Annotated in this window: 33 protein-coding genes; 22 read left to right on the top strand and 11 right to left on the bottom strand. The window is 43.0% G+C overall.

Going from position 1 to position 26,763, the window contains the following annotated elements; all coding sequences use genetic code 11:
• The first annotated feature begins 111 nt into the window (after nt 1-111).
• The 8 genes from FLM53_RS15050 to FLM53_RS15015 all read left to right on the top strand — a co-directional run bounded on the left by FLM53_RS15050 (nt 112) and on the right by FLM53_RS15015 (nt 8,038).
• Nucleotides 112-1,020, top strand: coding sequence for a LysR family transcriptional regulator (locus FLM53_RS15050; protein WP_176681419.1), 909 nt, complete (start codon nt 112-114; stop codon nt 1,018-1,020).
• A 147-nt stretch (nt 1,021-1,167) separates the two neighbouring features.
• Nucleotides 1,168-2,943, top strand: coding sequence for a hypothetical protein (locus FLM53_RS15045; protein WP_176681420.1), 1,776 nt, complete (start codon nt 1,168-1,170; stop codon nt 2,941-2,943).
• Between the two features lie 222 nt (nt 2,944-3,165).
• A complete protein-coding gene (locus FLM53_RS15040; RefSeq protein WP_176681421.1) occupies nt 3,166-3,738 on the top strand; it encodes a YceI family protein in 573 nt (190 codons plus the stop codon).
• 207 nt (nt 3,739-3,945) lie between these two features.
• Nucleotides 3,946-5,190: an NADH:flavin oxidoreductase/NADH oxidase family protein gene (locus FLM53_RS15035; protein ID WP_176681422.1), complete on the top strand. Its 1,245-nt coding sequence runs from the start codon at nt 3,946-3,948 to the stop codon at nt 5,188-5,190.
• A 155-nt stretch (nt 5,191-5,345) separates the two neighbouring features.
• Nucleotides 5,346-6,041, top strand: coding sequence for a VC0807 family protein (locus FLM53_RS15030; RefSeq protein WP_017632872.1), 696 nt, complete (start codon nt 5,346-5,348; stop codon nt 6,039-6,041).
• A 351-nt stretch (nt 6,042-6,392) separates the two neighbouring features.
• A complete protein-coding gene (locus FLM53_RS15025) occupies nt 6,393-6,668 on the top strand; it encodes an HU family DNA-binding protein (RefSeq protein ID WP_017632873.1) in 276 nt (91 codons plus the stop codon).
• A 27-nt stretch (nt 6,669-6,695) separates the two neighbouring features.
• On the top strand, nt 6,696-6,842 hold the full coding sequence (locus FLM53_RS15020) for a hypothetical protein (RefSeq protein WP_017632874.1): 147 nt from the start codon (nt 6,696-6,698) through the stop codon (nt 6,840-6,842).
• 281 nt (nt 6,843-7,123) lie between these two features.
• A complete protein-coding gene (locus FLM53_RS15015; RefSeq protein WP_176681423.1) occupies nt 7,124-8,038 on the top strand; it encodes a VirK/YbjX family protein in 915 nt (304 codons plus the stop codon).
• Nucleotides 8,039-8,083: 45 nt separating this feature from the next.
• Here FLM53_RS15015 and FLM53_RS15010 read toward each other — a convergent pair whose 3' ends face one another.
• The 3 genes from FLM53_RS15010 to pnuC form a co-directional block, all read right to left on the bottom strand.
• On the bottom strand, nt 8,084-8,764 hold the full coding sequence (locus FLM53_RS15010; protein WP_176681424.1) for a Crp/Fnr family transcriptional regulator: 681 nt from the start codon (nt 8,762-8,764) through the stop codon (nt 8,084-8,086).
• Between the two features lie 126 nt (nt 8,765-8,890).
• Nucleotides 8,891-9,619, bottom strand: coding sequence for a nucleoside phosphorylase (locus FLM53_RS15005; protein WP_176681425.1), 729 nt, complete (start codon nt 9,617-9,619; stop codon nt 8,891-8,893).
• Nucleotides 9,620-9,627: 8 nt separating this feature from the next.
• The gene (gene pnuC / locus FLM53_RS15000; protein WP_017065475.1) at nt 9,628-10,362 is read right to left on the bottom strand and encodes a nicotinamide riboside transporter PnuC; all 735 of its coding nucleotides are present in this window, start codon (nt 10,360-10,362) and stop codon (nt 9,628-9,630) included.
• 365 nt (nt 10,363-10,727) lie between these two features.
• Between pnuC and FLM53_RS14995 the strand changes: the two genes are divergently transcribed.
• The gene (locus FLM53_RS14995) at nt 10,728-10,943 is read left to right on the top strand and encodes a hypothetical protein (RefSeq protein ID WP_176681426.1); all 216 of its coding nucleotides are present in this window, start codon (nt 10,728-10,730) and stop codon (nt 10,941-10,943) included.
• A gap of 28 nt (nt 10,944-10,971) precedes the next feature.
• Here FLM53_RS14995 and FLM53_RS14990 read toward each other — a convergent pair whose 3' ends face one another.
• Nucleotides 10,972-12,063: a transporter substrate-binding domain-containing protein gene (locus FLM53_RS14990; RefSeq protein WP_176681427.1), complete on the bottom strand. Its 1,092-nt coding sequence runs from the start codon at nt 12,061-12,063 to the stop codon at nt 10,972-10,974.
• 299 nt (nt 12,064-12,362) lie between these two features.
• On the opposite strand from FLM53_RS14990, the gene FLM53_RS14985 reads away from it, so the two are divergent.
• Together FLM53_RS14985 and FLM53_RS14980 are read left to right on the top strand one after the other, a co-directional pair.
• On the top strand, nt 12,363-12,749 hold the full coding sequence (locus FLM53_RS14985; protein ID WP_176681428.1) for a VOC family protein: 387 nt from the start codon (nt 12,363-12,365) through the stop codon (nt 12,747-12,749).
• A gap of 121 nt (nt 12,750-12,870) precedes the next feature.
• Nucleotides 12,871-13,275, top strand: coding sequence for an AraC family transcriptional regulator (locus FLM53_RS14980; protein WP_176681429.1), 405 nt, complete (start codon nt 12,871-12,873; stop codon nt 13,273-13,275).
• Nucleotides 13,276-13,368: 93 nt separating this feature from the next.
• On the opposite strand, the gene FLM53_RS14975 is transcribed toward FLM53_RS14980, so the two are convergent.
• On the bottom strand, nt 13,369-13,818 hold the full coding sequence (locus FLM53_RS14975) for a PaaI family thioesterase (protein ID WP_176681430.1): 450 nt from the start codon (nt 13,816-13,818) through the stop codon (nt 13,369-13,371).
• Between the two features lie 44 nt (nt 13,819-13,862).
• Here FLM53_RS14975 and FLM53_RS14970 point away from each other — a divergent pair, with 44 nt between their 5' ends.
• Nucleotides 13,863-14,141: a DUF134 domain-containing protein gene (locus FLM53_RS14970; RefSeq protein ID WP_123309665.1), complete on the top strand. Its 279-nt coding sequence runs from the start codon at nt 13,863-13,865 to the stop codon at nt 14,139-14,141.
• Between the two features lie 43 nt (nt 14,142-14,184).
• On the opposite strand, the gene nqrM is transcribed toward FLM53_RS14970, so the two are convergent.
• The gene (nqrM, locus tag FLM53_RS14965; RefSeq protein WP_176681431.1) at nt 14,185-14,382 is read right to left on the bottom strand and encodes a (Na+)-NQR maturation NqrM; all 198 of its coding nucleotides are present in this window, start codon (nt 14,380-14,382) and stop codon (nt 14,185-14,187) included.
• Nucleotides 14,379-14,825, bottom strand: coding sequence for a NifB/NifX family molybdenum-iron cluster-binding protein (locus FLM53_RS14960; RefSeq protein ID WP_176681432.1), 447 nt, complete (start codon nt 14,823-14,825; stop codon nt 14,379-14,381). The genes nqrM and FLM53_RS14960 overlap by 4 nt, the downstream gene beginning before the upstream one ends.
• A 239-nt stretch (nt 14,826-15,064) precedes the next feature.
• Here FLM53_RS14960 and FLM53_RS14955 point away from each other — a divergent pair, with 239 nt between their 5' ends.
• A complete protein-coding gene (locus tag FLM53_RS14955; RefSeq protein WP_176681433.1) occupies nt 15,065-15,889 on the top strand; it encodes a DMT family transporter in 825 nt (274 codons plus the stop codon).
• Between the two features lie 30 nt (nt 15,890-15,919).
• Here the strand turns inward: FLM53_RS14955 and FLM53_RS14950 are convergent, their stop codons facing one another.
• On the bottom strand, nt 15,920-17,323 hold the full coding sequence (locus FLM53_RS14950) for a cell wall metabolism sensor histidine kinase WalK (protein ID WP_176681434.1): 1,404 nt from the start codon (nt 17,321-17,323) through the stop codon (nt 15,920-15,922).
• The gene (locus tag FLM53_RS14945) at nt 17,307-17,981 is read right to left on the bottom strand and encodes a response regulator transcription factor (protein ID WP_176681435.1); all 675 of its coding nucleotides are present in this window, start codon (nt 17,979-17,981) and stop codon (nt 17,307-17,309) included. The genes FLM53_RS14950 and FLM53_RS14945 overlap by 17 nt, the downstream gene beginning before the upstream one ends.
• 225 nt (nt 17,982-18,206) lie before the next feature.
• Here FLM53_RS14945 and FLM53_RS14940 point away from each other — a divergent pair, with 225 nt between their 5' ends.
• The 3 genes from FLM53_RS14940 (at nt 18,207) to FLM53_RS14930 (ending at nt 19,601) form a co-directional block, all read left to right on the top strand.
• Nucleotides 18,207-18,704, top strand: a complete 498-nt coding sequence (locus tag FLM53_RS14940; RefSeq protein ID WP_176681436.1) for a heme-binding protein — start codon at nt 18,207-18,209, stop codon at nt 18,702-18,704.
• 247 nt (nt 18,705-18,951) lie between these two features.
• Entirely contained in the window at nt 18,952-19,389 is a 438-nt protein-coding gene (locus tag FLM53_RS14935; protein WP_176681437.1) for a hypothetical protein, read from the top strand.
• A 32-nt stretch (nt 19,390-19,421) separates the two neighbouring features.
• On the top strand, nt 19,422-19,601 hold the full coding sequence (locus tag FLM53_RS14930; protein ID WP_176681438.1) for a DUF1289 domain-containing protein: 180 nt from the start codon (nt 19,422-19,424) through the stop codon (nt 19,599-19,601).
• Nucleotides 19,602-19,610: 9 nt separating this feature from the next.
• Here FLM53_RS14930 and rcnR read toward each other — a convergent pair whose 3' ends face one another.
• Entirely contained in the window at nt 19,611-19,886 is a 276-nt protein-coding gene (gene rcnR / locus FLM53_RS14925; protein ID WP_017631168.1) for a Ni(II)/Co(II)-binding transcriptional repressor RcnR, read from the bottom strand.
• 318 nt (nt 19,887-20,204) lie between these two features.
• On the opposite strand from rcnR, the gene FLM53_RS14920 reads away from it, so the two are divergent.
• Both FLM53_RS14920 and FLM53_RS14915 read left to right on the top strand, forming a co-directional pair.
• Nucleotides 20,205-20,927: a DUF1007 family protein gene (locus FLM53_RS14920; RefSeq protein WP_176681439.1), complete on the top strand. Its 723-nt coding sequence runs from the start codon at nt 20,205-20,207 to the stop codon at nt 20,925-20,927.
• Between the two features lie 92 nt (nt 20,928-21,019).
• The gene (locus tag FLM53_RS14915) at nt 21,020-22,135 is read left to right on the top strand and encodes a nickel/cobalt transporter (RefSeq protein WP_176681440.1); all 1,116 of its coding nucleotides are present in this window, start codon (nt 21,020-21,022) and stop codon (nt 22,133-22,135) included.
• 124 nt (nt 22,136-22,259) lie between these two features.
• Here the strand turns inward: FLM53_RS14915 and FLM53_RS14910 are convergent, their stop codons facing one another.
• Nucleotides 22,260-23,225, bottom strand: a complete 966-nt coding sequence (locus FLM53_RS14910) for a GlxA family transcriptional regulator (protein WP_176681441.1) — start codon at nt 23,223-23,225, stop codon at nt 22,260-22,262.
• A gap of 113 nt (nt 23,226-23,338) precedes the next feature.
• Between FLM53_RS14910 and FLM53_RS14905 the strand changes: the two genes are divergently transcribed.
• The 4 genes from FLM53_RS14905 to FLM53_RS14890 all read left to right on the top strand — a co-directional run bounded on the left by FLM53_RS14905 (nt 23,339) and on the right by FLM53_RS14890 (nt 26,708).
• Nucleotides 23,339-24,133 carry an MBL fold metallo-hydrolase gene (locus tag FLM53_RS14905; RefSeq protein WP_176681442.1) on the top strand — a complete coding sequence of 265 codons (795 nt, stop codon included), beginning with the start codon at nt 23,339-23,341 and terminating at the stop codon, nt 24,131-24,133.
• A gap of 175 nt (nt 24,134-24,308) precedes the next feature.
• Complete coding sequence (locus FLM53_RS14900) at nt 24,309-24,812, top strand: YcxB family protein (protein ID WP_176681443.1); 504 nt, start codon at nt 24,309-24,311, stop codon at nt 24,810-24,812.
• Between the two features lie 87 nt (nt 24,813-24,899).
• A complete protein-coding gene (locus FLM53_RS14895; protein WP_176681444.1) occupies nt 24,900-25,625 on the top strand; it encodes a metallophosphoesterase in 726 nt (241 codons plus the stop codon).
• A 195-nt stretch (nt 25,626-25,820) separates the two neighbouring features.
• Complete coding sequence (locus FLM53_RS14890; protein ID WP_256099369.1) at nt 25,821-26,708, top strand: hypothetical protein; 888 nt, start codon at nt 25,821-25,823, stop codon at nt 26,706-26,708.
• Nucleotides 26,709-26,763 lie beyond the last annotated feature (55 nt).

The raw sequence follows: 26,763 nt of genomic DNA, 5'->3' as shown, positions 1-26,763 counted from the left end.
TTTACACTCATAAAAAAACACCAATAAAACATTGTTTTATTGGTGTTTTTTATATCGTAGAATAATGTTCAATTTTAAAAATCATATAAAAGCCACCTTAAAAAACGTCTAATGAAAACTACCGACCTTAATCTGGTTCCAATCTTTGTCGCCATATTCGAAGAAAAAAACTTATCAAAAGCCGCCAAACGTTTATCAATAACTCAGCCAGCAGTTAGTAAGGCACTATCGAGATTAAGAGAAATATACGAAGATACTCTTTTCAATCGTACTCGTTCAGGTGTGGAACCCACTAGCTATGCGTCTACGCTCTACTCCGATATGGCAGCAATAATTGACAATTTTAATGCGACCTTATCCTCGACACATAACTCGTTTTCTCCAATTAATTCAAAAAGGTCATTTTCGATCGCTTGTATACATACAGTAGACTTTTTCCTTCTTCCTGAGTTATTTACTAGGATTCAACAACTAGCACCGGGCATTACTCTCACTATTCACCCTTTGACCTCTTCGGATTACGAAAACGACCTTAGCTTAGGTAACTACGACTTGATTATTGGGTTACGCCCGATAGGAAACACGATGTTAAAACACAAAGTCATTATGAGTGATAAGCTCAAAGCTTGTTGCAGAGTCGATCATCCTAGAATCGATGGATTTAATACCAACATGCAACAATTCTATACTGAACATCATGTTTCTATCACTCATGAGATAAACAGAGACAATGTAATGTTGAATTCTGATATCGAAGCGCTCAATGCTCGTAAAATAGTTTATAAAGCATCTAGCTTCTTTGAGACACTTTCCTTAGTTGAGAAAACAGACTGCATCGCCCTTTTACCGTCATTTATGGAAAGTACTTGTAAGGACAAGTTTTCTATAAAAACATTCGACCTACCTTTTAATCTCAGCGATATAAATATGTCTTTGTATTGGCACCCACGTAAAAATGTAGACTCAGCTCATCAGTGGCTTAGAAATCAAATATATGCAACAGCTAAAAATTATAATTAGTGCATAGTTAATTTATATTTCATTATTTAATGCTCGTTTATCCATGAAGAATCATTAATTATTTAACATATAACCAATTTTCATATTTAAATTCATCATAATCCTCGCGTTTTATAGAAGTAACCTCAAAAATCACAAGGCATTATAATGAGAAAAATGAACATTGGCTCACTTAAGATGTGCGCTTTGTCAGCAGCAATTTTGGTTGGCATCACTGGGTGTAATGATGATGACGATAGCACAAGCTCTGCACCGATTGACTTCACCAGTCCTATTACGACAACACAAGGCACCTTTGTTGACGCAGCTGTTGATGGTCTTTATTACACAGATCAACTCGTAAACAGCGGATTTACCGATAACGGTGGTCAATACAGCGCGATATCAAACACGACGCTGACCTTTTACTTGGGTGGTGAAGATGGGCTCAAAGTCGGTGCTGCATCTAACCGTGATGTTTTAAGCCCCTTTGAAGCAACAGGTACTTACGAAAGAGCAGTAAACCTCGCTATTCTTCTTCAATCGGTCAATGTTGGCGACCAAGACTCAAATATCGTGTTACCCGAAACACTCTCGACGAACATCGGTGAAGCAACCATCAGTGCATTGCATAAAATCAACCTAGACGACCAAGACACGGTTATCACTTTCCTAGAAGATCATATGGGGATGAATGAAGCTGACATTGTAAGCGAAGATGACGCAGTTGCTCACATGAACAGTTCGTTAAAGGAATATAATGACCGCGGTGAAGATTCGTCTGTTCCAATGTTTCAGCGTGGTAGCGGTAACATCATTCGTGAAGTGAGTATCAATCAATATCAGTTGCATGAGTTGAATGATCATGACCCTCTTACAAATCAAAAGCAGTTTTATGTTCACGCTGACAAAACCATCGACGAAGAGACGTTTGATTTAGTTCGTAGTTCTGCTCGCTGGGATTACAAACTCTCTGGCGACGCTATCGTTTTCCTTGAAGGTAACAACGACTCAGGTTTTAGTTCGGCTTGGGCTAGCAAATACTTAAGCTGTGTTGCGTCGACAGGTGACTCTCGTAAATTCACCGTTACCGATGATGATCAAACCAAATGCGACGGCCAAGACGCAACAACTGATGAGCGGTTCAACCTTGGAAGTCAATTCTCCTACAAGTTTAACAACCCAAATGAGAGTGAACCAGAAGAGAGCATGGACTATGACGATGAAGAGATAGAAAGCTATATGCCTTATGTTCTCGCTACTTCACAGTCTCAATTGAATTCTATGATTGAGACTGAGTTATATGATGATTCAAATAATAGAGACGGAACAGCGTGGCAATACAACATTTACTCACAGTCTTATGATGCTACGACTGAAGTACTAACCATTCTAGATAAGAAGTTCAACCTAGGTTCGGAGCAAGATAAATCAGCACCATCAGTTTCGAACAAAGGTGGCGTTAGTGAGAAAATTCGTTTCATCTATCAAATCGATGACCAAGATACTGACCGCTACGTCAATTTTGTAGGTACATGGGAACACTTAGAAACTTGTAACAACGGGGAACAAGCACGTTCTGAGTATGTATTTGGTGAAACGGAAATCACTGTATCTGGCCAAGAGTGTACAGGTTCCACGCCAGTAGAGTTGGATGATGAGGGGCCTTATTCTTATGCCGACTTTTCTAACCTAGACTATTGGTGGTTTAACCAAACAGGGCGTATTTCAAAAGCGACGCTTAGTGAGCTGAATACTACTGTTCGCTTCTGTGACTCAGGTAACTACGAAATGGGAACAGAATGCCCTCAAGGTAAAGAGTACTTTGTTAAATGGTCATACATGCCAGCAGGCAAAGACTGGGATCAAGGTGTTTTAATTCGCCGTAAAATGCTACCAACTGGCGAGTCCAAGAACGTATCTACATACCAAAAAATAAACTAACCTAATACTTGTGGGGCCGTATAGGCCTCACAAGCACAACTCCTGGTTACTACCTTAGTTTCTCATTCAACTAACTGTTCCCTTTGTAACATCAAATGCTCTGCTTCTTGCGCTTGCTTCCAACAATTGACTGTTACCTATTGAGTTGCAGTAATTCTTAAGATACTGACCTAAGCTTCTATCTACACTTACCAAAGAAACTCATCTATATGGTGACCACTTATGAAAAAGCTAATACCTGCACTCGGTCTCTTTTGTACCCTTATTTCTGCGCCCTCTTTTTCAGAAACAGGCTTCACGTTAGATCCAAAGTTATCGAACGTGACGTTCGCAACCATTAAGAAGCAGTTTGTTGTAGAACCCGCATCCATGAAGCCCTTATCCGGTGGGCTGACAGAAGATGGCCAGTTTTCTATTTTGTTAGATTTGAAAAGCCTGAGTACCGGAGTATCGATTCGCGACCAGCGACTCAATGAACTCTACTTCGAATCCATGACTTTTCCTGACGTGAAGATCGCGGGAAAGATCGACCCTTCAATGCTATCTGGTGATCCACAAAATACGACTATAGCCGCTGAAGTGACTCTTCACGGTGTAACTAAGACCATCGACTTCCCAGTAATGGTTGTTCCGGCTGAAAGTTTTGTGATGGTCAATTCAACATCAACGATCATCGTCAATGGCGCTGATTTTGGGATTTCGGCAGAAAACCTCAACAAGCTTTCTGCAACCGTTGGCGGGCTAGCGATTTCCGATAAGGTTCCACTAAGTTTCAATCTCATGTTCGACCAATAATCCACCTCTCCCCACTCTTCTCTCAAACACTGAACCATTTAACATAGTGTCTGAGAGAAGAGTATTTGATTGAGCATTGTGTTTAAGAGGGTATCCACTTGTTATGCGAAATCAGCTCAACCATACAATCAAATTCAAATGATTCGGAACGTTCGACAAAATAAGACATACTAGAGCCATCTATAATGCACATCCGAACTCTCATCTATGCAACCTATTAACCTCAACGAACCGTTTACTCTTCCTAATGGTCAAGTCATCAAAAACCGGCTGTTTAAATCAGCAATGAGCGAACAACTTGGTGATAAACAACATAACCCTAAAGAGGGGCTAGCGATCTTGTACCAACGTTGGGCAAAAGGTGGCATTGGTTTGTCTATGACGGGAAACGTGATGGTTGATAGGAACGCACTGGGTGAACCAAAGAACGTAGTTTTGGATGAACTCAGTGACCTCACTCAGTTTCAAGCTTGGGCAAGTGCTGGAAAGCAAAATGGCTCACAAATTTGGATGCAGTTAAATCACCCAGGAAAACAGATCCCCAAATTCCTGTGTGATAAGCCTGTCGCTCCTTCTGCTATCTCATTAGAACGCGGATTAGAGAAAGGCTTCAATACCCCGCGAGCACTGACTGATTCAGAAATCCATGAAGTGATTGGTAAGTTTGCCTTAAGCGCTAAGTTGGCAAAACAAGCTGGCTTTACTGGAGTACAAATTCACGGTGCTCATGGCTACCTTGTCAGCCAATTTTTATCTTCAAGACACAACCAGCGAGATGATAAATGGGGCGGTTCGTTAGATAACCGACTTCGCTTCGTGCTCGAACTGTATCGCTCCATTCGTGCAGAAGTTGGGGAAGGTTTTCCTGTCGGGATCAAACTCAACAGCGCAGACTTCATGAAAGGTGGCTTTACCGAAGAAGAGTCAATGCACGTCGTTCAAGCGCTTAGCCGTGAAGGCATCGACCTGATTGAAATCTCAGGTGGCACTTATGAGAGCCCGTCGATGATGGGTTCTAAGAACAAAAACGAACCCGTTAAAGCCAGTACAGCGAAACGTGAAGCGTATTTCTTGGATTACATGGTCAAAGTAAGAAAACTAGTTAACACTCCTTTGGTGGTGACTGGTGGCTTTAGAACCGCACCGGCAATGAACGAAGCGTTGCAAACATCCGCTACCGACTTTATTGGTATTGCTCGCACCATGGCGGTTGATCCAGACTTTCCAAACAAACTCATTGAAAACCCAAGCCATGGAATGCCGTTAGATGTGCCAACCACAGGCAAACCGGCACTAGATAAAATAGCCATGGTGGGATTAGTTTGGTACGAACATCAAATGTGGAGAATTGCCGCAGGTAAAAACGCAGATCCGAAACTGAGCGCTCTTGGCGTGGTGATTAAAACGATTTTGAGTGCAGGTTGGCACGCCTTCAAAAAGCGTAGGGCATAACGCGTTTTTTCTGACAAATGGTGAGCCTGACATTCAAAAATATGCCGTTGGTGTCACATGTCGTTACATAGCATGCCCCCTTAAGGCTTTACATCTTGGGCGAGGTAAACAACAATCCCTGAGAATAAATCCATAACATAATGTATTTAGAAATTATGAGTAATACAGAAAACAAAAAATCGAGCCCTCTTTTCGAAGTCGTTTTTAACGTCTTTCTTCCTTCGTTCATCCTAATGAAGTTCAGTGGAGAAGAGCATCTCGGAACTGGCTTAGCTCTGCTTGTCGCACTCGCCTTCCCTATCGCTTACGGCGGTATGGAGCTTATCCGCAACAAGAAATTTAACTTCATCGCCGCACTTGGCTTTGTCAGCGTACTTTTAACGGGCGGCATTGGTTTCTTCGAATTGGACACGCGTTGGTTAGCACTAAAAGAAGCACTAATCCCTGGCTTAATTGGCTTGGCGGTACTTGGTTCTACCTTTACTCGCTACCCATTTATCCAAAAAGTGATCTTCACGCCCGCACTGTTAAACATCTCTTTGATTGAAGAGCGTTTAAGACAGTTTGGTAATCAAGCTAAGTTTGACCGTTGCCTAATGACATCAAATTACATGTTCGCTAGTACATTCGCTTTCTCATCTGCGATGAACTATTTCCTAGCGACTTGGATTGTAACCAGCCCTGCTGGCACTGCAGCTTTCAATGAAGAGCTTGGTAAACTGACACTTTACAGCTACCCAGCGATCGCGATCCCTAGCCTGCTTATGATGCTCGGTATTTTCTACTATATCTGGCGTCAGGTTCGTGACATGACATCGCTAGAAACAGAGCAGATATTTATCACCAAGTAACTGTTACTGATTTCGCACAGAAACGCATATCAAAGCCCAGCACATACGCTGGGCTTTTTGTTTTTGTACTCGCACCAAGGCGCCTGTTAGGTATTACCTTTGATTGATCAAATGAATCACATCTAAAATTCGAGGTCACTTTTCTCAAGTTTGCGTGAGTAACTGACTTTAAATCCATAATAATCAATGAATTCCATTGATTGAACCGACAGATGCTTTTATAGTCGATTTTGTTGGTTACTTTACAAAGCCCTACCCAATCACTGACATTATTTCAGTTGCGATTGATAAGATCACCTCAGCTAGGTGCTAAAGGTAGACGCCAGCCGTACTCAATAAGGAATATAGATTATGAACAAATCTCAATTAGTTGAACACATCGCGACTTCTGCAGACATCTCAAAAGACCAAGCAGGCTCAGCATTAAATGCTCTCGTTGAAGGTATTTCTACGACGCTTGCGAACGGTGATGATGTGTCCATCCTTGGATTTGGCAGTTTTAAAGTGAACACTCGTGCTGCACGCACAGGTCGTAACCCACGAACTGGAGAAGAGATTCAAATTTCAGCATCAAAGACGCCAGCATTTAAAGCAGGTAAAGCTTTAAAAGAGGCATGCAACCTTTAACACAGCAATACAACAAGGAAAGTTACGATGACTACGCCAAAGGAAAAAGCGAAAACCAGTCGCAGTAAGAAAGCAGGCAAGTCAACGAAAGCACAAGCCGAAGGGCCAAAGGCTCGTCAACGCATTGAAGAGCTTCTCGAAGAACGTGAATTGGCGAAGCTGCTAGAACTATAGATTGTTATCGTTCAAATGCCACTGCAGCCCTGTAGTGGCATTGTTTATTTAGAATTAACCTACTCCTTCCCCCATTATTCCTATCAATCCGATGTGATTATTAATAGAGGATTGCATAAGTTCTGAGCACAAAGTAACTGACTCAATTACATTGCAATACATACCCATACATACCCCAAAGACACTTTTCATTATCATCATCTCCCTTGTTATTTGTGAGAAGAAAGGAAGCTGTTCACGGCACTGATGTGTTTGTGTTGTGCTTCTTTGTTGAGGTGATTATGAATGTAGTTCGCATGGGAATTGACGCTAATGTCCATAAGAATAAGGGAAAGTACAAAGCGATAATTAAGTTCGCTGCTCGTGCTCTGCTTTATTATTCAGATACTAAAAAAATGAATGAGAATTTCAGCTCTGTTGAGAGAAAGCTCTTATTCAAAAAGCAGCCAAATTTCCTATCTAAGTTTGTCACCCCTTACTTGTGTACTGACTTCAGTAAAAAAGAAAAAATCGACATACTATCAATGCACTATGATTGGTTCGAAGACAAGTTCACAACAGAAGCTCGCCATAAAATATATAACGAAAGGCTTAATCTTCTAGAGCTAGAAATCGGCGAGCAAACCTACTTGCTAAACCTGAGCTTTGAAAGGAATTCGAGAAAAGAAGGTGAGCTAACTCTCTCCCTTACTGATTCCATGTTGAACAAAATGTACACCATATCATTCTCTGTTTTTAACAATGATATCTACATTGGTGGTGTTCAAGGCGGAGCAAATGACAATGGTTTCAGCCGTGCATTCACCAAGGCATTTTATGGTTTAAGACCCAAGTCCTTCATGGTCGAAACCCTTCGATTAATGGCGACCAGTTTTGGCGTTAATCACATCTATGCAGTCAACGAAACGGGACATGTATACAACGCTTCTCGCTACGGGAAAAAAGGCAAAGAGATAAGTCTTAAATACAATAGCTTATGGGAAGAACACGAAGGTCAGCAACATAACAAATGTTTTTATGCTCTGCCTATCCAGTCAACAAGGAAAGATCTTGAAGCACTTAAGCGTCAGAAACGAAAGCTATATCGTGAGCGCTACGCTTGGTTAGATCTATATGAACAAGATCTTCATAACGTCATTGGTCAGCACACTAACGGCTCTTATGTGTCACCAATGCAACTGGCAAAAGCTAGCTGATTTAATGGAACAGAACCCAGGCCTCGTAATTGCGGGGCCTTTTATTTACTCATACGAATCAATAAAGGCTTCAAGTGCTTGCTGGTCGATAATCTCTAACCCTTGTTGCCCTTTCTTGATGAAACCTTTGTCCAGCAAGTCTTTGACGGCTCTGCGGTACACCCTGCTCGATGTGCCAAAGCGTTCAGCTTCTTGGTTCACTTTATCGAACCCGCCTAACACGGTATTAGTCTGGCTTTGCACCAGTAAATCGTAGGCAATGTTGTAAGTAATCGAATGTAAAAGACGATTGGTGTAAATACCCATAGAGTCTTGATAATCTTCGGCCAGTGCTGAGGCGAAAAAGAACATCATCTCCGGCTTATCATGTAATGCTTCTGATAGTTTCTGGATACAAATAACATCAACCTGCATGTGTTCATCTGCCACTACATTCCATTGACAAGGCGTTTGAGTGAAGAACTCCATCTCGCCAAAGATATGATAGTCGCAATTCACCTCCCCCAATTGAAAACGTCGCCCGTTAGCCGCAGAAATACTCATGGAGACTCTCCCTGCTGGCACAACATAGAGGTATTGAAGCTGTTCACCTTGGCGCAGAATTTCATCATTCTTATCAAAATAGCGCGAACTGACTTGGTGTTGGTAAATGAGAGCTTTGAATTCAGAGCTTTTCTGTTCTAGGTAGTTTTTAAAACGTCCGCTTGAATATGGTTCGATCTTCATACTAACTGTCTCTCATTGCATTAACTGCTGTTGATGTTATAGCGATTGTAGCGGCTTAAACCAATGGAGAGAACAATAAAAAAAGCGACGGTCTCCCATCGCTTTTATCAGTAGTTTGTTCAAGCTTTATTGAGCAATCAAGGCTTCTAATGCCGCTAGTGACGCAAGTCGTTCACCTTCCATCATCACTTTTGCTTCATCAACATACTGTCCAACACCGTCTTTTACATCTTGTTCGTACAAGACAACATTGTTCAGGATGGAAGCTACGTTAACCCCTCTCAAGCGACCGACAGTAAACAGTGCCGATGTTTCCATGTCTGCACCTAATATGCCTTTGCCGTTCCAATACTGACAAAGCGCCTGTTCGTCATCCGTATAAAAGCTATCGTGTGAACGCACCGTTCCTAAATAGTAAGGTGTCGATTGCTGCTGCAAGAACTTGTCTAGCTCTTTAAGCAGAGAGAAACTTGCATAAGCCGGATACGACGGTTTAACGTAAGCCGCAGAACCACCCTCATCACGAACTGCACCCTCTGCAATAATCAATTCACCAAGCCCAATGTATGATTGCATCGCCCCCGCAGAGCCGACTCTTACGATATGAGTCGCACCACAAAACTTAAGCTCTTCAACCGCAATAATCATCGAAGGTGCGCCAATGCCCGTACTACAAACAGATATCGCTTTACCTTGATAGGTACCAGTGAAAATTCGATATTCACGGTTTTCAGACACCAGTTCAGCATGCTCAAGTAAATTCGCAATGCGATTCGCTCTATCTGGCTCACCACAAACAATGACTAACGGAGCAATTTGCGTTGCATCTACGCCAATATGAGGTTGCTTTGCCATTTTAACTCCTAAGAAGCCGTTGCTTGAGTCAGTGATTTATCACTGTTACGTTTAGCTGTACGAGCCCACTCACGAGTACCGTTCGCCGCAATAAACATCAAAATAGCGTATTGGACAGACATTGCGTAAACGCCCTGCGTCGCGTAAATACCAACACTGATAATGTTAATCACAATCCAAAGGATCCAGTTTTCAACATACTTACGTGTCATAAGAACTTGAGCAACAATCGATAGAATGGTCATGGTCGCATCCCAGAATGGGAACGCATCCGGTTCAAGCACTGGCTCCGCTAAATCCGCACCAAATAGGTTCAGACTATCAACCGCGATGTTTGCTAGCGCAAAGAAGAATGGGTCGATGTACATAGTTAGCAAAGCAATCGAAATCGCACACGCTGCAGCCGTTGCTACGAGCTTATTTTGGCTCAACCAGCGAACTTCTAGCGTTTCACCTTGCTCATTAGGACGTGTCCATGCGTACCAGCCGTAAATGTTAGCGCAGAAGAAAAAGAGTTGAAGAAGTAACAGTCCGTATAACTGAATTTGGAAAAAGATAACCGCAAATAAGGTGACATTCAGTAATCCGAACAGATAGTTAATGGTTTTCTCTTGGCTCGCAAACCAAATGCAAAGCAGGCCAAACACAGTGCCGAATGCTTCGATCCAGCTCATTGCATAGCCATCCCCTATTGGGATATTGACTAGAGTATTGTTGATATCAAGTAGGGCGAATAGATCCATAGGGATGTCCTTTGTTATTTGTTTTTAGTAGCACCTATCTTATTGCGCTGACAGAAACAAACAGGAGGACATTTGTCCCCCTAAGATTGCATGCGATCATAAATCAGAATAATAAATGGAAGAATCAAATTCATCGTAAAGAGCCTGATGCTTCATCGGCATTTCTGAATCTCGTTTCCATTGAAGAACAATCCACTTCCAAAAACGAAATTTTAGCTTACTGGCTTTAGGCCGATATCGCGTTGACGGTGACGTTTGAGAAGCGCATGCTTTTATTTCCAAGCAGAACCGCTCTTGGTCGTCTTAATAACCTAACTCGACGATAACTTGTTCTGTGTAACCCAACTCATTGAAAGGCTGGTCACATGAATAAAGTTATTATGTTAGTTATGGGGCTGCTTTTTACCAGCCGATTGTTCGCCAGTATCGCCCCTCATGTTAAGCAGTTAGAGCATGACGCGCCGATCCTACTTCGCTCAGCGTTGATCGTTTTTGTTGCCGCTTATGTCGTTTGGGCCGGTGTTAAACATTTCAAAAAGCGTAAAATTTCAGCGTTGGAATCAGAGCAGACTGATAGCTAATACCTTACGCTTTGTGTCGCTGTCTCTGTTAGTTATCCGCGAAGTATTCGACTAAGATTTTACGCCACTTCCTAGATTCCCGAATTTGCAGCAGTGCGCGGTTTATCTCTTCTTCATACGGGTTATTTTCCGTGATGATGAAACCATAGTTTTGTTTCTCTAACTGGTATGGTAACACCTCTAAGTCTTCAAATTGCCCTCTCATTCTGCCATTACCAATCATATATTTGAGCACCACATCATCGGCTACAATGGCGTCTACCTCCCCTTCCTCTAAAGCAGTCAACAGCCTTGGCATATCAATATAGTTCTCGTGTCTGATACCGAAGCTAGTCAATAACAGAGAGGACGTAGTCGCGACCTTGGCACCTACTTTGACATTCGCTAGATCATTAACACCTTTGATCTGAGAAGATCCTTGGCTAAGCGTGAGTTTACTCGCCAACACAGCGGTAATACTGGCGATAAAAAGCATGCTGAAAACACCAATGAACACCGTCGCAATTCGCCCTGTTAAGCTCTTGAATTCAAAGTAATTGAAGGGACCTCGGGTAATGAAAAGCAAACCGAGAATAAAGCTCTCTAGCCAACGTCCCGTGCGGCTTTTCATGGAGTAGAGCTTTTCATTTTCTCCATGTTCCAATGCATAGAAGAATGCGCCAATAGCTCCGGCGACAAAGACGATCACTCCGATAATGAGCCACAACGCAGGGTTCAAGAATATCGAATGTAACGTCTCTAGGTAGCCTTTCTTCTTCACTGCGATAGCAAGGTGGGTTTCGTAGAATGAGTGTGAGAAATCGGCGAACAGTTCACGTTCTGGCGTGATTGAGATGCAAGAGACACCAATATCGATTTGCCCCGTTTCTATCGAGCTGAGTAAGTCATCGAGAGGGTGATTTTCTACCGTGAACTCAACGCCCATGTTTTGGGCGATCTTTTCCCACAGCTCAATACTGAGTCCATCCCACTCATTATCCATTGAACTAATAACAAAAGGAGGACAAGGGTAAACACCAACTTTAAGCTGAGCAGATGAAGCAAAAGTGCTGAAAAATGGGAAAAGTAAAACGATTGAAAGAGCACAGTATCGAAGTGTCGATTTGAAGAATTTTTGCATCAGCAGCCCTCCAGAAAAGGCAGCGATGAATTGAATCGAGTGCAAAGGCTCGCCTAACGAACACGCCTTATCGTCCTCAGGAATGAAAAGAGTTTATGATAAATTCAATGCTGCCCTAGCTTTAATAGTTGTTACTTTAACTATAGAGAACCCTATTTATTCTGCAAAGAACGGGCTCAACAAAGTACGAACTACAGGACAACTCGACTCTACACTTTCAGGAAAGCAATATAGAATAAGTATTGTTTGGTCCCTCTGGTTATTCTGCTCCTGTTCCCAACAATTAAAGGTAGTTCGCAATGAAAATCGTCGTAACAAGTGTTCCCGTTGAAGACCAAGACAGAGCTCTGGATTTCTATACCAATATTCTAGGCTTTATCAAGAAAACAGAAGTCCCGCTCGGTGAACACAAATGGTTAACGGTTGTGTCTCCTCAAGAACAATCGGGCGTTGAACTGCTTCTTGAGCCAATGGCTTTCGAACCCGCTAAGCAATACCAAAATTCATTGAAAGAAGCTGGTATTCCTTGGACGTCATTTGCTGTAGATGACGTTAAGGCAGAATACGAAAGATTGGTTGCTCTAGGGGTCGAGTTCTCAATAACGCCAAGAGAAGCCGGAAGCGTAATAATTGCCGTGTTAGACGACACCTGTGGTAATTACATCCAGTTGATGCAATTGCTATAACGCTCTAACTTATTCGACTAACAGGTGCCTCCAAGAGTGTCACCTGTTGGTTGTTCTACGTCTTTCGTACTGAACAAGACTAATATAAATAAATGTCCATCCAAAAACAGGTTAACGAGCAATGTCATCCCCCCCTAAAACATTCTATGAACAAGAGCTCGACCGTTTGGATAGTGAGATAGCACTTCCAGCCAAACATTACGTGCTCATCCGACAATCGAAGCGATTCATAGAAGAGTTCTATCCAGAAAAAATAGAGTTAGATGACCTAGCCAAAGCCGCATTTATGTCTCGGTTCCACTACATTCGTGTATTTAAACAGGTGTATGGTGTTACACCTAGGAACTACCTGAAAGACATGCGCATTGCCAAAGCTAAAGAACTCTTGAAGCTGGGCCATTCTGTCACCGATGTTTGCATGAGTGTCGGCTATGAAAGCTTGGCGACTTTCTCTACGACCTTTAACAAATGCACAGGTTACTCACCCAGAGACTTTCAACGTTTGTGTAATGAAAACCTGAAATAACGTTCGATTTGAATACCCTGCCGAACTCCACCCATACACCTTCCACCAACTCCGAGACCTATTACGTGTTGGCTGACACCTAACGGCTAAAACCTAAGACATAAACTGGCTTTGTGCTGACGAACACAAGGTTCCGTTCTGAGTGATTTTGCTCTCTAAGAAGTGAATATTGCGTCTGCTTTTGACCCATTGAGCGCGAACTTCCAACTCTTGACCAATGGCGATTGGATGATGAAAACGAGACGTTAAACTCACCGTCATCGCATTGATACTGTTTTGGAACAAACAATGCAGCATCGCGCTGTCGTGTAATGTGGTAACAATACCGCCCTGCATGATGCCATCGTAGCCCTCGACTTTATCTGTTGGTACAATCTTGGCGAAAGTTTCATACTTAATTAAAGTTTCATACTTGGATTTAGCTTCATATTTAACTAGAGCTTCATGCACGCCAACGGCTTCAAAACAAATGGGGCTGTCTGCGAAAAAACCTTGGCTGCACACTTGGCAACGGCGATGATTGTGAGGCATGAAAACCTTCATACTTTCCCTTATTCCTTTTTACCCTTAGATTCTTAGAGATTGATATGGCTCGACCAAAAAAACATCGCCAGTTATGTACCCGTGCGGCTTACTCTTGTTTCAAGCCCAATGGTATTCCTATGGACGAGCTTCATAAGGAAGAACTGCTGTTAGAAGAATTGGAAGCCTTACGCTTAGCGGACCAAGAAGGCCTAAGCCAACTTGAAGCCGCCGAGCAAATGCAGGTGTCGCGCCAAACGTTCGGCAACATCATTAAACGTGCTCGAACCAAAGTCGCTAAGTGCATCGTCAACGGCCATGCATTAGTGATTCAAGGCTCATAGTCCGAAGCTTTAACTTTGCTTGTCGAAAGGCTATCAAAGAGCACTAATGTGATGGCTCAGTAATCTGATACAGCTTTCGGCTTTGCCCTTCGCACACATCCTTGCAATTGCATTCGCGCTCAATGTCTAACTGCGCGAGCCCTCCACAACTGCCTTTGATTGGCTTACGTGAAAAAATCACGCCTATTGCCATTAACGCAACCACTCCAACAAAAGCCACTAGTGTGAGTAAGAATGTCATTTTCGCACACCTCGAATAACACTGAACCGGTTCAACTGGGGCGTGAGAATCGACGTTTCTTTCTTGTGCCCTTTCTCGCCACACGTTTTCTTGCTGCATCCGCTATTTCGTGACTCTCGACCATAATCAATATCTGTCACTTCTTGCAGACTGCTGAAGTCCAAAGTCGCCACTTCCGCCTTTCCTTTAGACGCAAAGACACGAATATCGTTGTTGAACAAGTGCGCCAACATCTTCTTCCCAATGTGTCGAACCACCACAGCCTGCACATCGTAAGATTTAACGACAGACATCCATTGTTTCTTCTTATTGCACGGGCTATCTGACTCAACTAAAGGGATAAGATGCTTGATTTGTTGTCGCTCATCGACAATAGCTATCTGAGGAGAACGAGCAAAATGGTTGCCGACATGAAGGTCGCGGCAAGGTACTGCGTATAACATGGTAACTTCCTGTTATTGATGGTCAGGAGTTCAGAATACGCCCAGTTATTAGCATATGCCAATAACTATCGTGTGAAAAATTAGATTTACTGTTTGTAGAGATCTTAATAGCAAGTATGCAAAATCCGATTAAACAATAGGTTTCAATTGAATACAGCGGTTAAACTCTGCACAATCACTCAGTATGGAAACCTGATACGCACGATAAGGAAATCACTATCTCATCAACGATTCTTTGGATGATAGGCACACTGATGTCATTCAGCTTGATGGCCATCGGAGCACGAGAGCTCAGCGGTAATATCAGTACTTATCAAGTGTTGTTAGTAAGAAGCGTCATTGGTTTATGCGTGGTGTCATTTCTGATCTTCATGTCTATGCAAAAGGAACTGTTTTCAACACAGCGACTCCGCTTACATAGCCTGCGTAATGTCTTTCACTTTGGAGGGCAGTTTGGCTGGTTTGTTGGAATTGGATTACTTCCCCTGTCGGAAGTGTTCGCGCTTGAATTCACCGTCCCACTTTGGACAGCTCTCTTGGCAAGTCTCTTTCTGGGTGAAAGCCTGACACTGAAGAAAATGATGGCTATCGCATTAGGGTTACTCGGCGTTGTCATCATTGTTCAACCGACTCAAGATGTCATGAATGCCGGAGCTATTGTCGTGTTGTGCGCGGCATTTTGTTACGCGGTCGCGCATACGTCGACCAAATCATTAGCTAGAACAGAGGCTCCACTGACCATCCTGTTTTACATGTGTTTAATCCAACTGCCGATCGGTTTGATTCTGTCTTGGCAAGTATGGAAAACTCCTTCAGTACTTGAATCAGCTTGGTTGTTACTCGTCGCCCTGTCTGCACTCTCCGCTCATTATTGCTTGACCAAAGCCATGAAGAACGCTGAAGTGACTCTGGTGATGATACTCGACTTCTTTAGGCTCCCCGTTATCGCAGTTGTCGGGATTCTGCTTTATGACGAACCGTTAACGCTAGCTCTGATCATTGGTGGCGTGGTGATGTTGCTTGGTAACCTACTCGTTACCTACAAAGGTCGCCGTCCTTCGTAGCCAATAAACGATAACAGGTAAAACCGAACACTAAAGCGTAAGCGTGAAAGTGCTCCCCACACCCAGCTCAGATTTCACGTTCAAAGTGCCTTCGAGGTTCTCGACCATAGCAAGCGCCAAAGATAACCCAAGGCCATACCCCTCAACATTACTTCGACTGCTGTCGACTCGGTAAAGTCGTTCAAAAATCAGATCCTGATATTTTGGCTCTATGCCAACACCGGTATCTTGAAAGCTTATCGCGACCTTGCCCTCTGTAGTTTGCTCAACTTTGACCGTCACTTTTCCTTCGGGCTCTGTGTACTTAATCGCGTTATCAACAAGATTAACCAAAACCTGAGTCAATTTATCGGGATCGGACTGAACAATAAGGTCACGCTCACCTTCAAACACCAGCTCGATTTGTTTATCTTCTGCCACATCTTCATACCAGCTCACCACATTACCAATTACATCTGATAACTGAGTCGATACTTTCTGGCGTATTCGCTTGCCAGTCAGTTCATCGTTCAGCTTCATCAAAGCAGTTAGCATATTACTTGCCTGCATTGCGTGTTCAGAACAGTATGCCAATGCATCTTTCATTGCTTGCTCATCGGCGTTGTTCAGTAGTGCGGTTTGAGACGCCAAAGTAATACGAGATAAAGGGGTTCGAATATCATGAGCAATCGCATCAACTGTCGTATTCAAGGTTGTCGTCACGTGCTGCAATTTCGCAACCGCCGTGTGAACACTGGAACTGATGACGTTAAGACCTTGCTGTGTTTGAAGTTCGGTTTCTTTCTGAGTGCTAGTGCTGGGAAGTTCTAACTGTCCTTTTTTCAACTTATCGAGCAGATCGCCAAAGGTAATCAGTGGCGACATCGCACTGTGAATGATCTTACGAGTAAACACCGCAGTAACCGCCACAAGTGCCAACAGCGCATACAAAGTCATTAGCCATTGATTGTAAGCAATATAGTCTCTCGATCGGTTATCCAAAACCAACCAGAAATCATACTGCTCTCCTTCAATAGATAACGACATATAAGGATTAAAGATGAAGCTCTCTAGCCACGAGCGATTATCATCAATTTGGTAGCTGGAAAAAGGCTCTGTTGCTGATAGGTGTTGAGTTCCCGCAATGAATGTTCCCTCTGATGAAACGCCCTTCTCAACCTGATAAGCAGCAATGTTGTTTTCAAGTAAACGATGAGGGTTGGCTTCCAACACACGGATCAAACGTTCGCTCGAATCATAAGTCAGAATACGTTGATACTCAGTAGACATCGACGTAAGGATCTTCTTCTCGGTTTGATAGAGATCGAAAAAGAAGATAGCCCCGACAATCAACTCCACCAGCATCAAGCAGAGCAGTAAGGTCGACATAAAACGAACCAACAAATGCCTCTGCGTTTTGGCAAGTGCCTTTTCAATACTACGACTTGAGGACATAGCCAACACCTCGAAGTGTGTGAATCAGTGGCTTAGAAAAACCTTTATCGACTTTACTGCGAAGTCGGCACACGAGCACATCCACAACGTTGGTTTGCGGATCAAACTGATGCCCCCAGACATGCTCAAGAATCGCCGTTTTCGACATCACTGACTCTGGGTTTTCCAGCAGTAGCTTCATCAACATAAACTCACGTTGATTGATGGTGATCGTTTGTTGTTCTCTTTGTAGCGTGTGCTTCAGAAGATCTAGGCTTAGGGGACCATAATGCAGTTCTAATGGTTGAGATGTCGGCTGCTTGCCTCGACGCACCAAGGTTTGGCAACGAGCGAGTAACTCAGGAAATGCAAAAGGCTTCACCAAATAATCATCAGCCCCGGACTGCAGCCCTTGCACACGCTCTTCCACCGAGTGCTTGGCACTTAATATGATGACGGGCGTCGCGTAGCCCTGCCCTCGCAGCTCGGCAAGCACTTCAAATCCGTCTTTCTTAGGCAACATGATATCAAGAATGATCACGTCGTATTCTTCAGTCACGGCCTCGTGTATTCCATCAACACCATCCTTTGAGTGGGTCACCGTTATCCCTTCTTGCTGAAAACCGTTCACCAAAAATTTTGCGATATGAATGTCATCCTCAATCAATAGTATTTTCATTAACGTCCGTTTATCTGTTTGCCGTGGTCTAAACACACTCTATCAATATCCTTTCTCGAATATAACCAACATTGCAACTTTGTAATGTTCGAGAAAGTTCCTCGTAATCATGTGTTCGTTAGTATGAGCCTGTTGAATAAAAACACCCTTTCTAAACAAGCAAAAAATAGTATTCGGAACTTGAAAACGGATATTTTTGAAAACAGATGCTTTAACGGAGTAAACATGAAATCGACAAAACTAACAGTACTAGCAGCAACCCTTGGTTTTCTTAGCCTTTCTCACAATACAATGGCAGCAGAAACGCAAACAGTATCTTTCACTCAAATCTCATCAGAAGCCGCATTCAAACTTGCTCATGAAGCAGTCAATCAATGTGAAGCTGATGGCTACAAGGTTTCTGCGACCGTTGTTGATTTGTCGGGTAACGTGATTGCTCAGCTGCGTTCTGATGGTGCTGGCATCCATACACTTGATAGCTCACGCAAAAAAGCGTTCACCGTGGCAAGCATGAAGCAGCCTTCAGGTAACTTGATGAAGCTCATCGCCGATAAGCCGATCATGCAACCCTTGCAGAATATGGACGACAACCTGTTGTTCCTAGCGGGTGGCGTTCCTGTTCAATTAAACAATGCGATGATTGGTGCGATTGGTGTGGGCGGTGCGCCAGGTGGCCATTTAGATGTCGCATGTGCTGAAAAAGCAATCAAGAAGTTCTTCTAAAAATCCTTTTGTTTAGTTGTCTAAATTCGTTTAGCAAACGGCTTAAAATCTACTTGCCCAAATAGAATTGCCTCGCACTTGCGGGGCTTTTCTTTATACAAAGCAACTTAACATCCCTCTCTTAGCGCTGAACTTTAAATAACCACATATGCTAGGGGGTAGTATTTTATACTGGAGGGGAGTATAGTTTTTTTAACGATGTATCTCGTATCCCCTAGCAACCCTATTAGCAGAGAAAAGTTTCCGAATGAAAGACGTTAAGGGTGTGTTCCGCAACCTAGAGAAAATGCTACGAAACGCAAATTGGTTTGAAGATGGTTGGGAAATCTATAATCGTGGTGAGTATCTTCAACTCTATAAAGATAACTGGTTTAACCAAAGCCAAGGCGGCATTCACTTTGAGACATTCATTGAAGGTCCTCAAATTAAACAGAAAGCCTTCCCAATCTGTATGCACGCAGAAGAAGATTGCCCTGCTCAAGCTGAATTTATACGTCAGTTTAAAGAGTTGGAAAAAAGTCGCATCGAAAGTTGGAAGGGATACAAAACCCAAGACAACAGCTATGGCATTTGCCAGCGAACGCTTCCGCTAAACTTTAAAAACCTTGAACAGCGTTTGTTCGAAGAGTTCAACCGATTACGTGCTCTTGAAGCAAGTGTCGACAAAGTGCTAAACAGGCTTTAATGAAGACCGACTTTAAATAGGACAGGCTCTAAATGAAAAAACAAAAAAGCCCATGTATTGATATGTGCGACTTTTCGAACAGTAAAGGATGGTGCTTGGGGTGTGGGAGAACCCGAGAAGAATGTAAGGCTTGGAAATCGATGAAGCCTTACGCCATCAATACTCTTAAGAAAGAACTGCAGAAAAGAAAGTCACAAATGAAGGCAGATTAACCAAACCGGCTACTTGATGTAAGAGTCTAAAACCTTAAGCACGACTTCCATATCTTCTTCACGCTGAACTTTGTCATCTTCTAGTACCACATGCTCTAGCAGGTGACCTTTAATCACTTCTCGCATCAAGCCATTCACAGCACCACGAATGGCTGCAATCTGTTGTAATACATCCTGACATTGCTGTTCTTCATCATCCAACATCTTTTTAAGACCATTAACCTGACCTTGTATCTTGCTCACTCTTGCCTTGAGTTTTTTCTGATCTTTGGCTGTGTGTGACATAACGTTGTTACTCAATGTGGTTGGAAGAAAGATTTAACAAGTAATATAGCACCTTACCTATACTGGGGGGTAGTTCCTAAGCCTATCTGGTGTGTAATCCTATCGACGCGTTTAAGATCTAATCCAAGCTGCACGCCACTCAAGCATTGACTTAATTAATGCTGAGGCGAGCGTTATTCAACGGATTAATAGCGATAAAAGAATTAGACAGACAGTCATGGATTGAGACAATTTAGAAGTAAACAAACTTACATTTTGAAGTGAACAATGGTATGAATTGTTATAATATAACATTAAACTAAATAACCATTCGCTCTCATGAAACAGCTATTTATTCTAACCAACGCATTCAATCACCTACCTTCGCGCTATGTAAGCCGTTTTTCAGCGGGCTTACGTTCTATTAAGCGCTTGCCTCTTTGGTTGGCATTATTCTCTTTTGCTCCGAGCCTATCTGCTCACCCGCATTCTTGGATTGAAATGAAAACCCACATTGAGGGCGAGGATGGCATGATTACCGGATTCTCAATGGAGTGGTCCTTTGACGCCATGACATCTATGTACATGTTAGACGGGGAAGATGTCTCGCCAGAGAAAGAAGTCGAGACATACAAAAACCTTGCAGCATCTGTCATCGAAAACATGATGTACGAGCACTACTTCACCTACTTTTACGACGGTGAAGAGCCAATCAAATATCAAGTGGCTAAACATGCCAAATTTGAGCGTGACAAAGCCAAGATGGTACTGACTTTTGACCTGCCACTTTCAAAACCAAAACAAGTAACCCGAGACTCGCTTCGCGTGCTGATTTTTGATCCGAGTTACTTCGTCGATATGTCGTGGATCTCAAATAACGATGTGACTTTATCGTCTTCACTCGCAAGACAATGCCAGTTGGAGATCATTGAACCGAACCCGACACCTGAACAAATGAGCTATGCGATGTCTTTACCTGCCGATGCCGATCCAGACAACACGTTAGGCCAACTGTTTACTCAATCGGTTGAGCTTCACTGTGCTGCGGTTCCAGCTTCTTAATCATAATGAGTCGTTTCAGTCATAAAACGTCTTAACTCAAACTCATTAAACCTCACTCAATGAGAAAGGTCTCTGATACAGGTTCTTGTTAAATGCAGAAAAATCAAATCAAAACAAATTATTACCTCATTGGTATTGGCGCTTTATTGCTGGTTGCTGTCGGCGCATACCAATTGTGGTTTATGTGGCCATCATTGGTTATCTCTAGTATCCAATGGCAAAGAGAAGTTAACTCAGAACTTGCTGACCTACTCTATGAAGCCAAGTCTAACCCTTGGGGTGCAGGCAGCTACCTCATCGGATTCAGCTTCGTCTACGGCATGCTTCACTCTTTAGGCCCAGGCCACGGTAAGGTTATCGTGTCCACTTACTTAGCAACTCACCCAACTAAGGCGAAAGCGAGTCTCGTGCTCACGGTTGTCTCTGCGTTTTTACAAGCGCTGGTTGCAATCTTACTGGTGAGTGTATTGCTGTGGGGCTTTAGCGCATCAATGCGAGTGGTGGATGACAAGGCTAATATGTTTGTTTCGTTAAGCTTTGCGTTAGTCGCGGTAGTCGGTGCCTTGATCTGTTGGAAGGCTCTTAAGAACATCTACACTACAATGCGTAAACCAAAGTTGAAAGTGAAAACCATCACCACATTAGCTGCTGATACGTCTTCGCCAATGTCTGCTCGCTCGTCGATTTCAGTCCAATCACCAATGGCGCTTCGCTCATCAGTATCTCCAGGTTCAATGATGTTGAATCCATCTAGCGCATTACAACCTGCAGAGCACTCTCACGCAGATCATTCTCATGCCGACTGTGGATGCGGCCACCAGCATGTTGCCGATGCAGACGCAATAAACAAAGCTTCAACGCTCCGTGAATACGCCGGAATCATCGTTACAATTGGCGTAAGACCGTGTACAGGTGCCATTATGGTTCTGTTGTTCGCGAATATGGTCGGCTTGTATTGGATGGGTGTTCTGAGTGCATTCGCCATGGCGGTAGGTACCGCGTTCACGACCTCGACGATTGCAATCATGACACTAACAGGTAAGAACTTAGTAAAACGCTATTTGGCAGCCGGTAACAAAAATAACAGTGCGTCACTAAAAGCCGCAGGCCATTATTTGCAGCTATTTGGTGGTGTTTTACTTGTCTTAATGGGCTTGTTGCTAATGAGTGGACAAGACAGCGGTATGTCGCCTGTGTTTACTATGTAACGCTCTTAGACTTAAACGTAGAAATATAGCTAAAGGTGGTTGAGTGATAATTCGCTGAACCACCTTTTTCTATGCGCCCTTCTTTACCTAACACGACCGTAGTTAGAACATTAGATAAGAGCATTTAACGTCTGAACGTTGTGCGCCACTGAGTTGGTGAGACATGAAACGCAGCGCTAAAATGCTTCCTAAAAACACTTTCAGACCCGAACCCTGAAAGTTCTGCAATCTCTGGAATTGGGCTTAGCGTAGTTTCTAATAAACGCTGGCTTAGAACCAAACGTTGATTCAGCAACCAATGCCCAAACGTACAGCCATAAGCTGACTTGAACTGTCGGGTAAATGTGCGTTTACTCATCGCACATCGTTCAGACATCTCGTCTAACGAATAGGGTTTGGTTGGCTCTTTTCGAACACTCTCGATTACTCGGCTCAAGCTCGTCTCTTTTGGCGTGTCTACGCTAACGGGTACAGGAATGTATTGCTGCTGCCCTCCTGAACGAAAAGGCGCTGTCACCATCATTCGAGCTAAGTCGTTGGCCACTTCCCCGCCACAATAACGACGAACAATATGAAGGCAACAATCCAAGGAAGCCGCTGTACCCGCAGACGTGATCACTTGCTCATGCTCTATAAACAGTGGATTAGGATCTAGCTCGACTGAAGAGAATCGCTCTTGGAACGAATTGGCAAACGCCCAATGCGTTGTTGCACGCTTACCATCAAGAATGCCTGCACAAGCCAGAACATAGCTACCAAGGCATAAACCAACAAGCAATGCTCCCCTTTCATTTTGGCGCTTCAAAGAATCAAGAAGTTGGTTGCTGGGCTCAGGCAGAGAGTTTGGCCAACTGGGTATGATGATGATGTCAGCGTTATCCATCGCTGAAAGATCCTCTTGCACAGAAATATTAAAACCTGATCCAGAAGGAATCTCTTGCGCATCTTCTGCACAAATCTTCAAGCGAAACGGCGGCGCCTGTTGGATGAATACATCTTGAAACACCATACAAGGAACAGACAGATGAAAGGCGCTAATCCCTTCAAAGGCGAGCAAAGCGATATTGATGGTTCTTTCAGGCGTTGACATAGAATGACCATATTTGAGCGAATGATGTCTTTAGAGACAGTATTGCAGCTTTGAGTCGCGGTGTATATTTACATCATCAAAGCGAAACACATTCAGAACTAATGAGGCACCCTATGAAGATTCATCACCTAAGAAGCGCAACGTTTATTATCGAATCTGGCGATCACTATATTTTGATTGATCCTATGTTAGGTAAGAAAGGTTCTTTGCCACCGTTCTCAGTGTTTCGCGCCAAGATGCAGAAAAACCCAACCGTTGAAATGCCACACAATGCGAACGAGCTGCTTGATAAAGTCACTCACACGCTTATCACGCACAGCCAAACTTTTGGTATCAAAGCGTTGCAGCACGGTGACCACCTTGATGGCGCAGGAGAAGACTTCCTCTCAAGCCGACAACTTCCCGTAACAACGCCAAGTAAAGATAAAGCTTATCTAGAAAAATACGGCTTAAACGTCGAATCTGGTATTGATGATTGGCAGACCATCGACTTCTTGGGCGGTAATCTGACTGCTATCCCTGCACAACATGGTCACGGCTGGATTCATAAAGTTATGGCCAATGGCGTGGGTTTCTTTTTAGAGTTGCCTAATGAGCCTTCGATCTACATCAGCGGTGATACCGTACTGACTGACCATGTGAAACGCGCACTGAGTGAGCTAAAACCCGATATTACCGTGGTGGCTGCAGGGCAAGCGCAAATGGATGTTGGGCAACCTTTGTTGATGCCTCAAGATGAAGTGATGGAGTTTATTCGACTTTCACCAAACAAGGTGATTGCGAATCATATGGAAGCGTTAAACCACTGTGCGATTGACCATGGCACACTCTTGAAATCACTAGAGCAACATGACCTTGCAAGCAAAGTTGCCATTCCGGCCGATGGCGAAACACTAGAATACATCTAACCTGTTGTGCATCGCTCTAACTTCAACAAACACTGCGGTATTATTGATTTACAAAAGAGGATCAAAACCGCTAAAGAAAAGCATCGAGAAGCGATACAATGCTCAAGTTGCGATAGCGCAGCATGGATACCATTCATAGAAAGCCCATTTATAGAGAACCTTAAAGTAGTCACACATGTCTAAAGAACCCGGTTTCACCACAGAATACACTCTCGACAAGACGTTTTTTGCAGAGTGTTATGATCAAACTAGCCTTCCGACTCAGTTTCCAAAAGCCTATTTAAAGGGAATATTGTTTCTTATTTTTGGTGTGGTTCTATTAGAGTTTGAACTATTACCTAACGGCTATGTTGGTTGGTTCTTTATCGTTTTGAGTGTGATTGAAGCGTTCAGTGTGTACTGCAAAAGAACCTGGTGGTTGTGGAGACAAAAAATCAGCTCAGGCGCTGGCAGCAAAATAGTCTTTCAAGGTGATGTTAACGGCGTGAGTTACAAAAACCACAAAGCGACCAACACTATCGCGTGGACTGACATCGACCAACTCGAGCAGACCGACCTCGGCTTTATCCTTCATATTGGTAAACAGCGCCAATATGTGAGCAAATCTTGTTTAACTGATGAAGCCATTGCCTTCATGATTGAGCAACACGAAGCTTCCAACGCTCCTAAAGAACCCTAAGCAAACTAACATCAATAAATGCCTGCCAATTTGGCAGGCATTTTTCTATCATCTATGAAAAGTGAATGGGATAACCGGATAACACCAATGACTACCGTATACCAAATCAGTGACTGTCACCTTTCAGATGAATCCAGCTATGAAAACCTACGTAAAGCCTTGGAACACGTCGCTAACGACCCAACCTGTGAGAACATTTTCCTGACCGGTGATATTTGTTGTAATCCCAAACGGGGTGACTACGTTCGATTAGAAGCGTTCATTAGGCAACACATTAACGCCAAGCCTATTTACGCGATTGCGGGCAACCATGACGACTCTGCCTTAATGCGTACTGAGCTAAAAGGCTCAACGATTGTCGTCACCGATAAAGCGATTATCAATGGACGAGAATTCGTATTTCTGGACTCTAGCGACAAGCCGCTTGATAGCCGTCATCCATTAGGTTCAGGGCGTATTAATAACCGTGGGATGGCTCGTCTAAAAGAGCAACTAAGAAAAGCCGATGATCCCATCGTTGTTGTCCACCACCCTATCATTCCCGTCGGTTCTGAGTGGATGAAAGCCATCCGTCTAGAAAACGATGCCGAGGTAATGAAGGTACTTCGCAAGTATCGTGTGCGTGACGTTATTTGTGGTCACGGCCATGATGGGATAACAGCCACGCAACAAGGAATAACCCAATATATGGCACCTTCAACCGCCTATGGGTTTGACCACTCTATCAATGAATACAATCGCAGCGAAAAGGTAGGATTGAGTCGAATTCGTTTGTCGGCTAGTTCAATCGATTATCAGGCTGTGTATTTTTAACATTTAACTGAGTTCAAAAAATCAAGATTAGCTTGTGAACGGTTAAACATTATCATTCCAATTTAATACGATATATAAAGCATAAACTAACTACATAACGTTGCAGTTTAGGTGACTTGAGTTAGCGTCAAATTCGTCCGATTTTTGAATCTAAATGGTGTATAAACTTTCAAATCAATACTCCATAGGACTTTCATGATGTCAGTTTATAATTATTATTATGCTTCAAAAGATGAAATTGAAGCTCTAGAACAAGACCGTCTAGAGCTGTTAAATGATTTTAAAGAACAACTCGCTGTATTTTGCGAACATCTCTATGTAAACTTAGATCAACAGTCAATTTTTCAATCACTTAACTCACAAACTAATTCAGCTATCTTCTTTCCACATTACCAATCAAACCGTTGCGAAATTTTAAAGACACCTCTAAGCGTATATTTAAGATCAAAATTAGTTGAGATAGTCAAATCAACCGCAACAAAAACGGTCCAAAACCTCGCAATCCAAATAGCAGACTCTTCTCAGAAACTTCTTTGCGAAGACTTTAGTTTGAGGGGATCAACGGCATCAATTGCGGAAAAATTAGTGTTACGTTATTTATTCTCTCACTTGAGCTTTGATGATATTGAAGCTGTTCCAAAAGTTCCTTTGTCAAGGAACAACCAGCTGCTCGCCTTCTCCGAGTTCTACCTTCTTGATCATGTTGAAAAACGTTATACCGAAAATTATCACAAATACAAAATATGGGATGGCCGAGCCGTATCCTTGTTTTCTAGTTTACTTTTCGACCCAAAAAATGAATACCATCCTTTCTTCCACTTGCCTGACTTACGGTTCTTACTAGAAAACAACCTAGAACTAATAACAATTGAATTGTTTAAAGATGAGAGTATTGCGTGCTGGACAGCACTTCTTACAGATGGTCCAAAATATTTGTACACAGAATTGGCTTATCCGGATGATAATGGGCTGATTTTTGAGGAGTATGTACCATTAAATATGGTTTGTGAGGAAGTATGGGAGTCACTTTACGAACGATACCGAAACAAATGGACTAGCACTCTAAAACCACAAATAAATTGATATTTTTTCCCTGTAACGTTTATGAGTAAACAATAAACTAAAGGCAAATTTAAGA

Origin of the sequence: Vibrio sp. Scap24 (assembly GCF_013394185.1) — a bacterium.
Classification (GTDB): Bacteria; Pseudomonadota; Gammaproteobacteria; order Enterobacterales; family Vibrionaceae; genus Vibrio; species Vibrio pomeroyi.
Note: the sequence above shows the minus strand (reverse complement) of the source record. Positions and strands in the feature narration are given on the sequence as shown.

Excerpts from the sequence above, each read along its gene's own strand:
- FLM53_RS14940 (WP_176681436.1), top strand. The coding sequence starts at position 18,207 with ATGAAATCGACAAAACTAACAGTACTAGCAGCAACCCTTGGTTTTCTT.
- FLM53_RS14930 (WP_176681438.1), top strand. The coding sequence starts at position 19,422 with ATGAAAAAACAAAAAAGCCCATGTATTGATATGTGCGACTTTTCGAAC.
- FLM53_RS14915 (WP_176681440.1), top strand. The coding sequence starts at position 21,020 with ATGCAGAAAAATCAAATCAAAACAAATTATTACCTCATTGGTATTGGC.
- FLM53_RS14900 (WP_176681443.1), top strand. The coding sequence starts at position 24,309 with ATGTCTAAAGAACCCGGTTTCACCACAGAATACACTCTCGACAAGACG.
- FLM53_RS14955 (WP_176681433.1), top strand. The coding sequence starts at position 15,065 with ATGATAGGCACACTGATGTCATTCAGCTTGATGGCCATCGGAGCACGA.
- FLM53_RS14995 (WP_176681426.1), top strand. The coding sequence starts at position 10,728 with ATGAATAAAGTTATTATGTTAGTTATGGGGCTGCTTTTTACCAGCCGA.
- FLM53_RS14970 (WP_123309665.1), top strand. The coding sequence starts at position 13,863 with ATGGCTCGACCAAAAAAACATCGCCAGTTATGTACCCGTGCGGCTTAC.
- pnuC (WP_017065475.1), bottom strand. The coding sequence starts at position 10,362 with ATGGATCTATTCGCCCTACTTGATATCAACAATACTCTAGTCAATATC.
- FLM53_RS15025 (WP_017632873.1), top strand. The coding sequence starts at position 6,393 with ATGAACAAATCTCAATTAGTTGAACACATCGCGACTTCTGCAGACATC.
- FLM53_RS15030 (WP_017632872.1), top strand. The coding sequence starts at position 5,346 with ATGAGTAATACAGAAAACAAAAAATCGAGCCCTCTTTTCGAAGTCGTT.
- FLM53_RS14990 (WP_176681427.1), bottom strand. The coding sequence starts at position 12,063 with ATGCAAAAATTCTTCAAATCGACACTTCGATACTGTGCTCTTTCAATC.
- FLM53_RS14975 (WP_176681430.1), bottom strand. The coding sequence starts at position 13,818 with ATGAAGGTTTTCATGCCTCACAATCATCGCCGTTGCCAAGTGTGCAGC.
- FLM53_RS15045 (WP_176681420.1), top strand. The coding sequence starts at position 1,168 with ATGAGAAAAATGAACATTGGCTCACTTAAGATGTGCGCTTTGTCAGCA.
- FLM53_RS14920 (WP_176681439.1), top strand. The coding sequence starts at position 20,205 with ATGAAACAGCTATTTATTCTAACCAACGCATTCAATCACCTACCTTCG.
- FLM53_RS14905 (WP_176681442.1), top strand. The coding sequence starts at position 23,339 with ATGAAGATTCATCACCTAAGAAGCGCAACGTTTATTATCGAATCTGGC.
- FLM53_RS14960 (WP_176681432.1), bottom strand. The coding sequence starts at position 14,825 with ATGTTATACGCAGTACCTTGCCGCGACCTTCATGTCGGCAACCATTTT.
- FLM53_RS14910 (WP_176681441.1), bottom strand. The coding sequence starts at position 23,225 with ATGTCAACGCCTGAAAGAACCATCAATATCGCTTTGCTCGCCTTTGAA.
- FLM53_RS14950 (WP_176681434.1), bottom strand. The coding sequence starts at position 17,323 with ATGTCCTCAAGTCGTAGTATTGAAAAGGCACTTGCCAAAACGCAGAGG.
- FLM53_RS15005 (WP_176681425.1), bottom strand. The coding sequence starts at position 9,619 with ATGGCAAAGCAACCTCATATTGGCGTAGATGCAACGCAAATTGCTCCG.
- rcnR (WP_017631168.1), bottom strand. The coding sequence starts at position 19,886 with ATGTCACACACAGCCAAAGATCAGAAAAAACTCAAGGCAAGAGTGAGC.
- FLM53_RS15040 (WP_176681421.1), top strand. The coding sequence starts at position 3,166 with ATGAAAAAGCTAATACCTGCACTCGGTCTCTTTTGTACCCTTATTTCT.
- FLM53_RS14945 (WP_176681435.1), bottom strand. The coding sequence starts at position 17,981 with ATGAAAATACTATTGATTGAGGATGACATTCATATCGCAAAATTTTTG.
- FLM53_RS15015 (WP_176681423.1), top strand. The coding sequence starts at position 7,124 with ATGAATGTAGTTCGCATGGGAATTGACGCTAATGTCCATAAGAATAAG.
- FLM53_RS14890 (WP_256099369.1), top strand. The coding sequence starts at position 25,821 with ATGATGTCAGTTTATAATTATTATTATGCTTCAAAAGATGAAATTGAA.
- FLM53_RS14895 (WP_176681444.1), top strand. The coding sequence starts at position 24,900 with ATGACTACCGTATACCAAATCAGTGACTGTCACCTTTCAGATGAATCC.
- FLM53_RS14935 (WP_176681437.1), top strand. The coding sequence starts at position 18,952 with ATGAAAGACGTTAAGGGTGTGTTCCGCAACCTAGAGAAAATGCTACGA.
- FLM53_RS15035 (WP_176681422.1), top strand. The coding sequence starts at position 3,946 with ATGCAACCTATTAACCTCAACGAACCGTTTACTCTTCCTAATGGTCAA.
- FLM53_RS15050 (WP_176681419.1), top strand. The coding sequence starts at position 112 with ATGAAAACTACCGACCTTAATCTGGTTCCAATCTTTGTCGCCATATTC.
- FLM53_RS15020 (WP_017632874.1), top strand. The coding sequence starts at position 6,696 with ATGACTACGCCAAAGGAAAAAGCGAAAACCAGTCGCAGTAAGAAAGCA.
- nqrM (WP_176681431.1), bottom strand. The coding sequence starts at position 14,382 with ATGACATTCTTACTCACACTAGTGGCTTTTGTTGGAGTGGTTGCGTTA.
- FLM53_RS14985 (WP_176681428.1), top strand. The coding sequence starts at position 12,363 with ATGAAAATCGTCGTAACAAGTGTTCCCGTTGAAGACCAAGACAGAGCT.
- FLM53_RS14980 (WP_176681429.1), top strand. The coding sequence starts at position 12,871 with ATGTCATCCCCCCCTAAAACATTCTATGAACAAGAGCTCGACCGTTTG.
- FLM53_RS15010 (WP_176681424.1), bottom strand. The coding sequence starts at position 8,764 with ATGAAGATCGAACCATATTCAAGCGGACGTTTTAAAAACTACCTAGAA.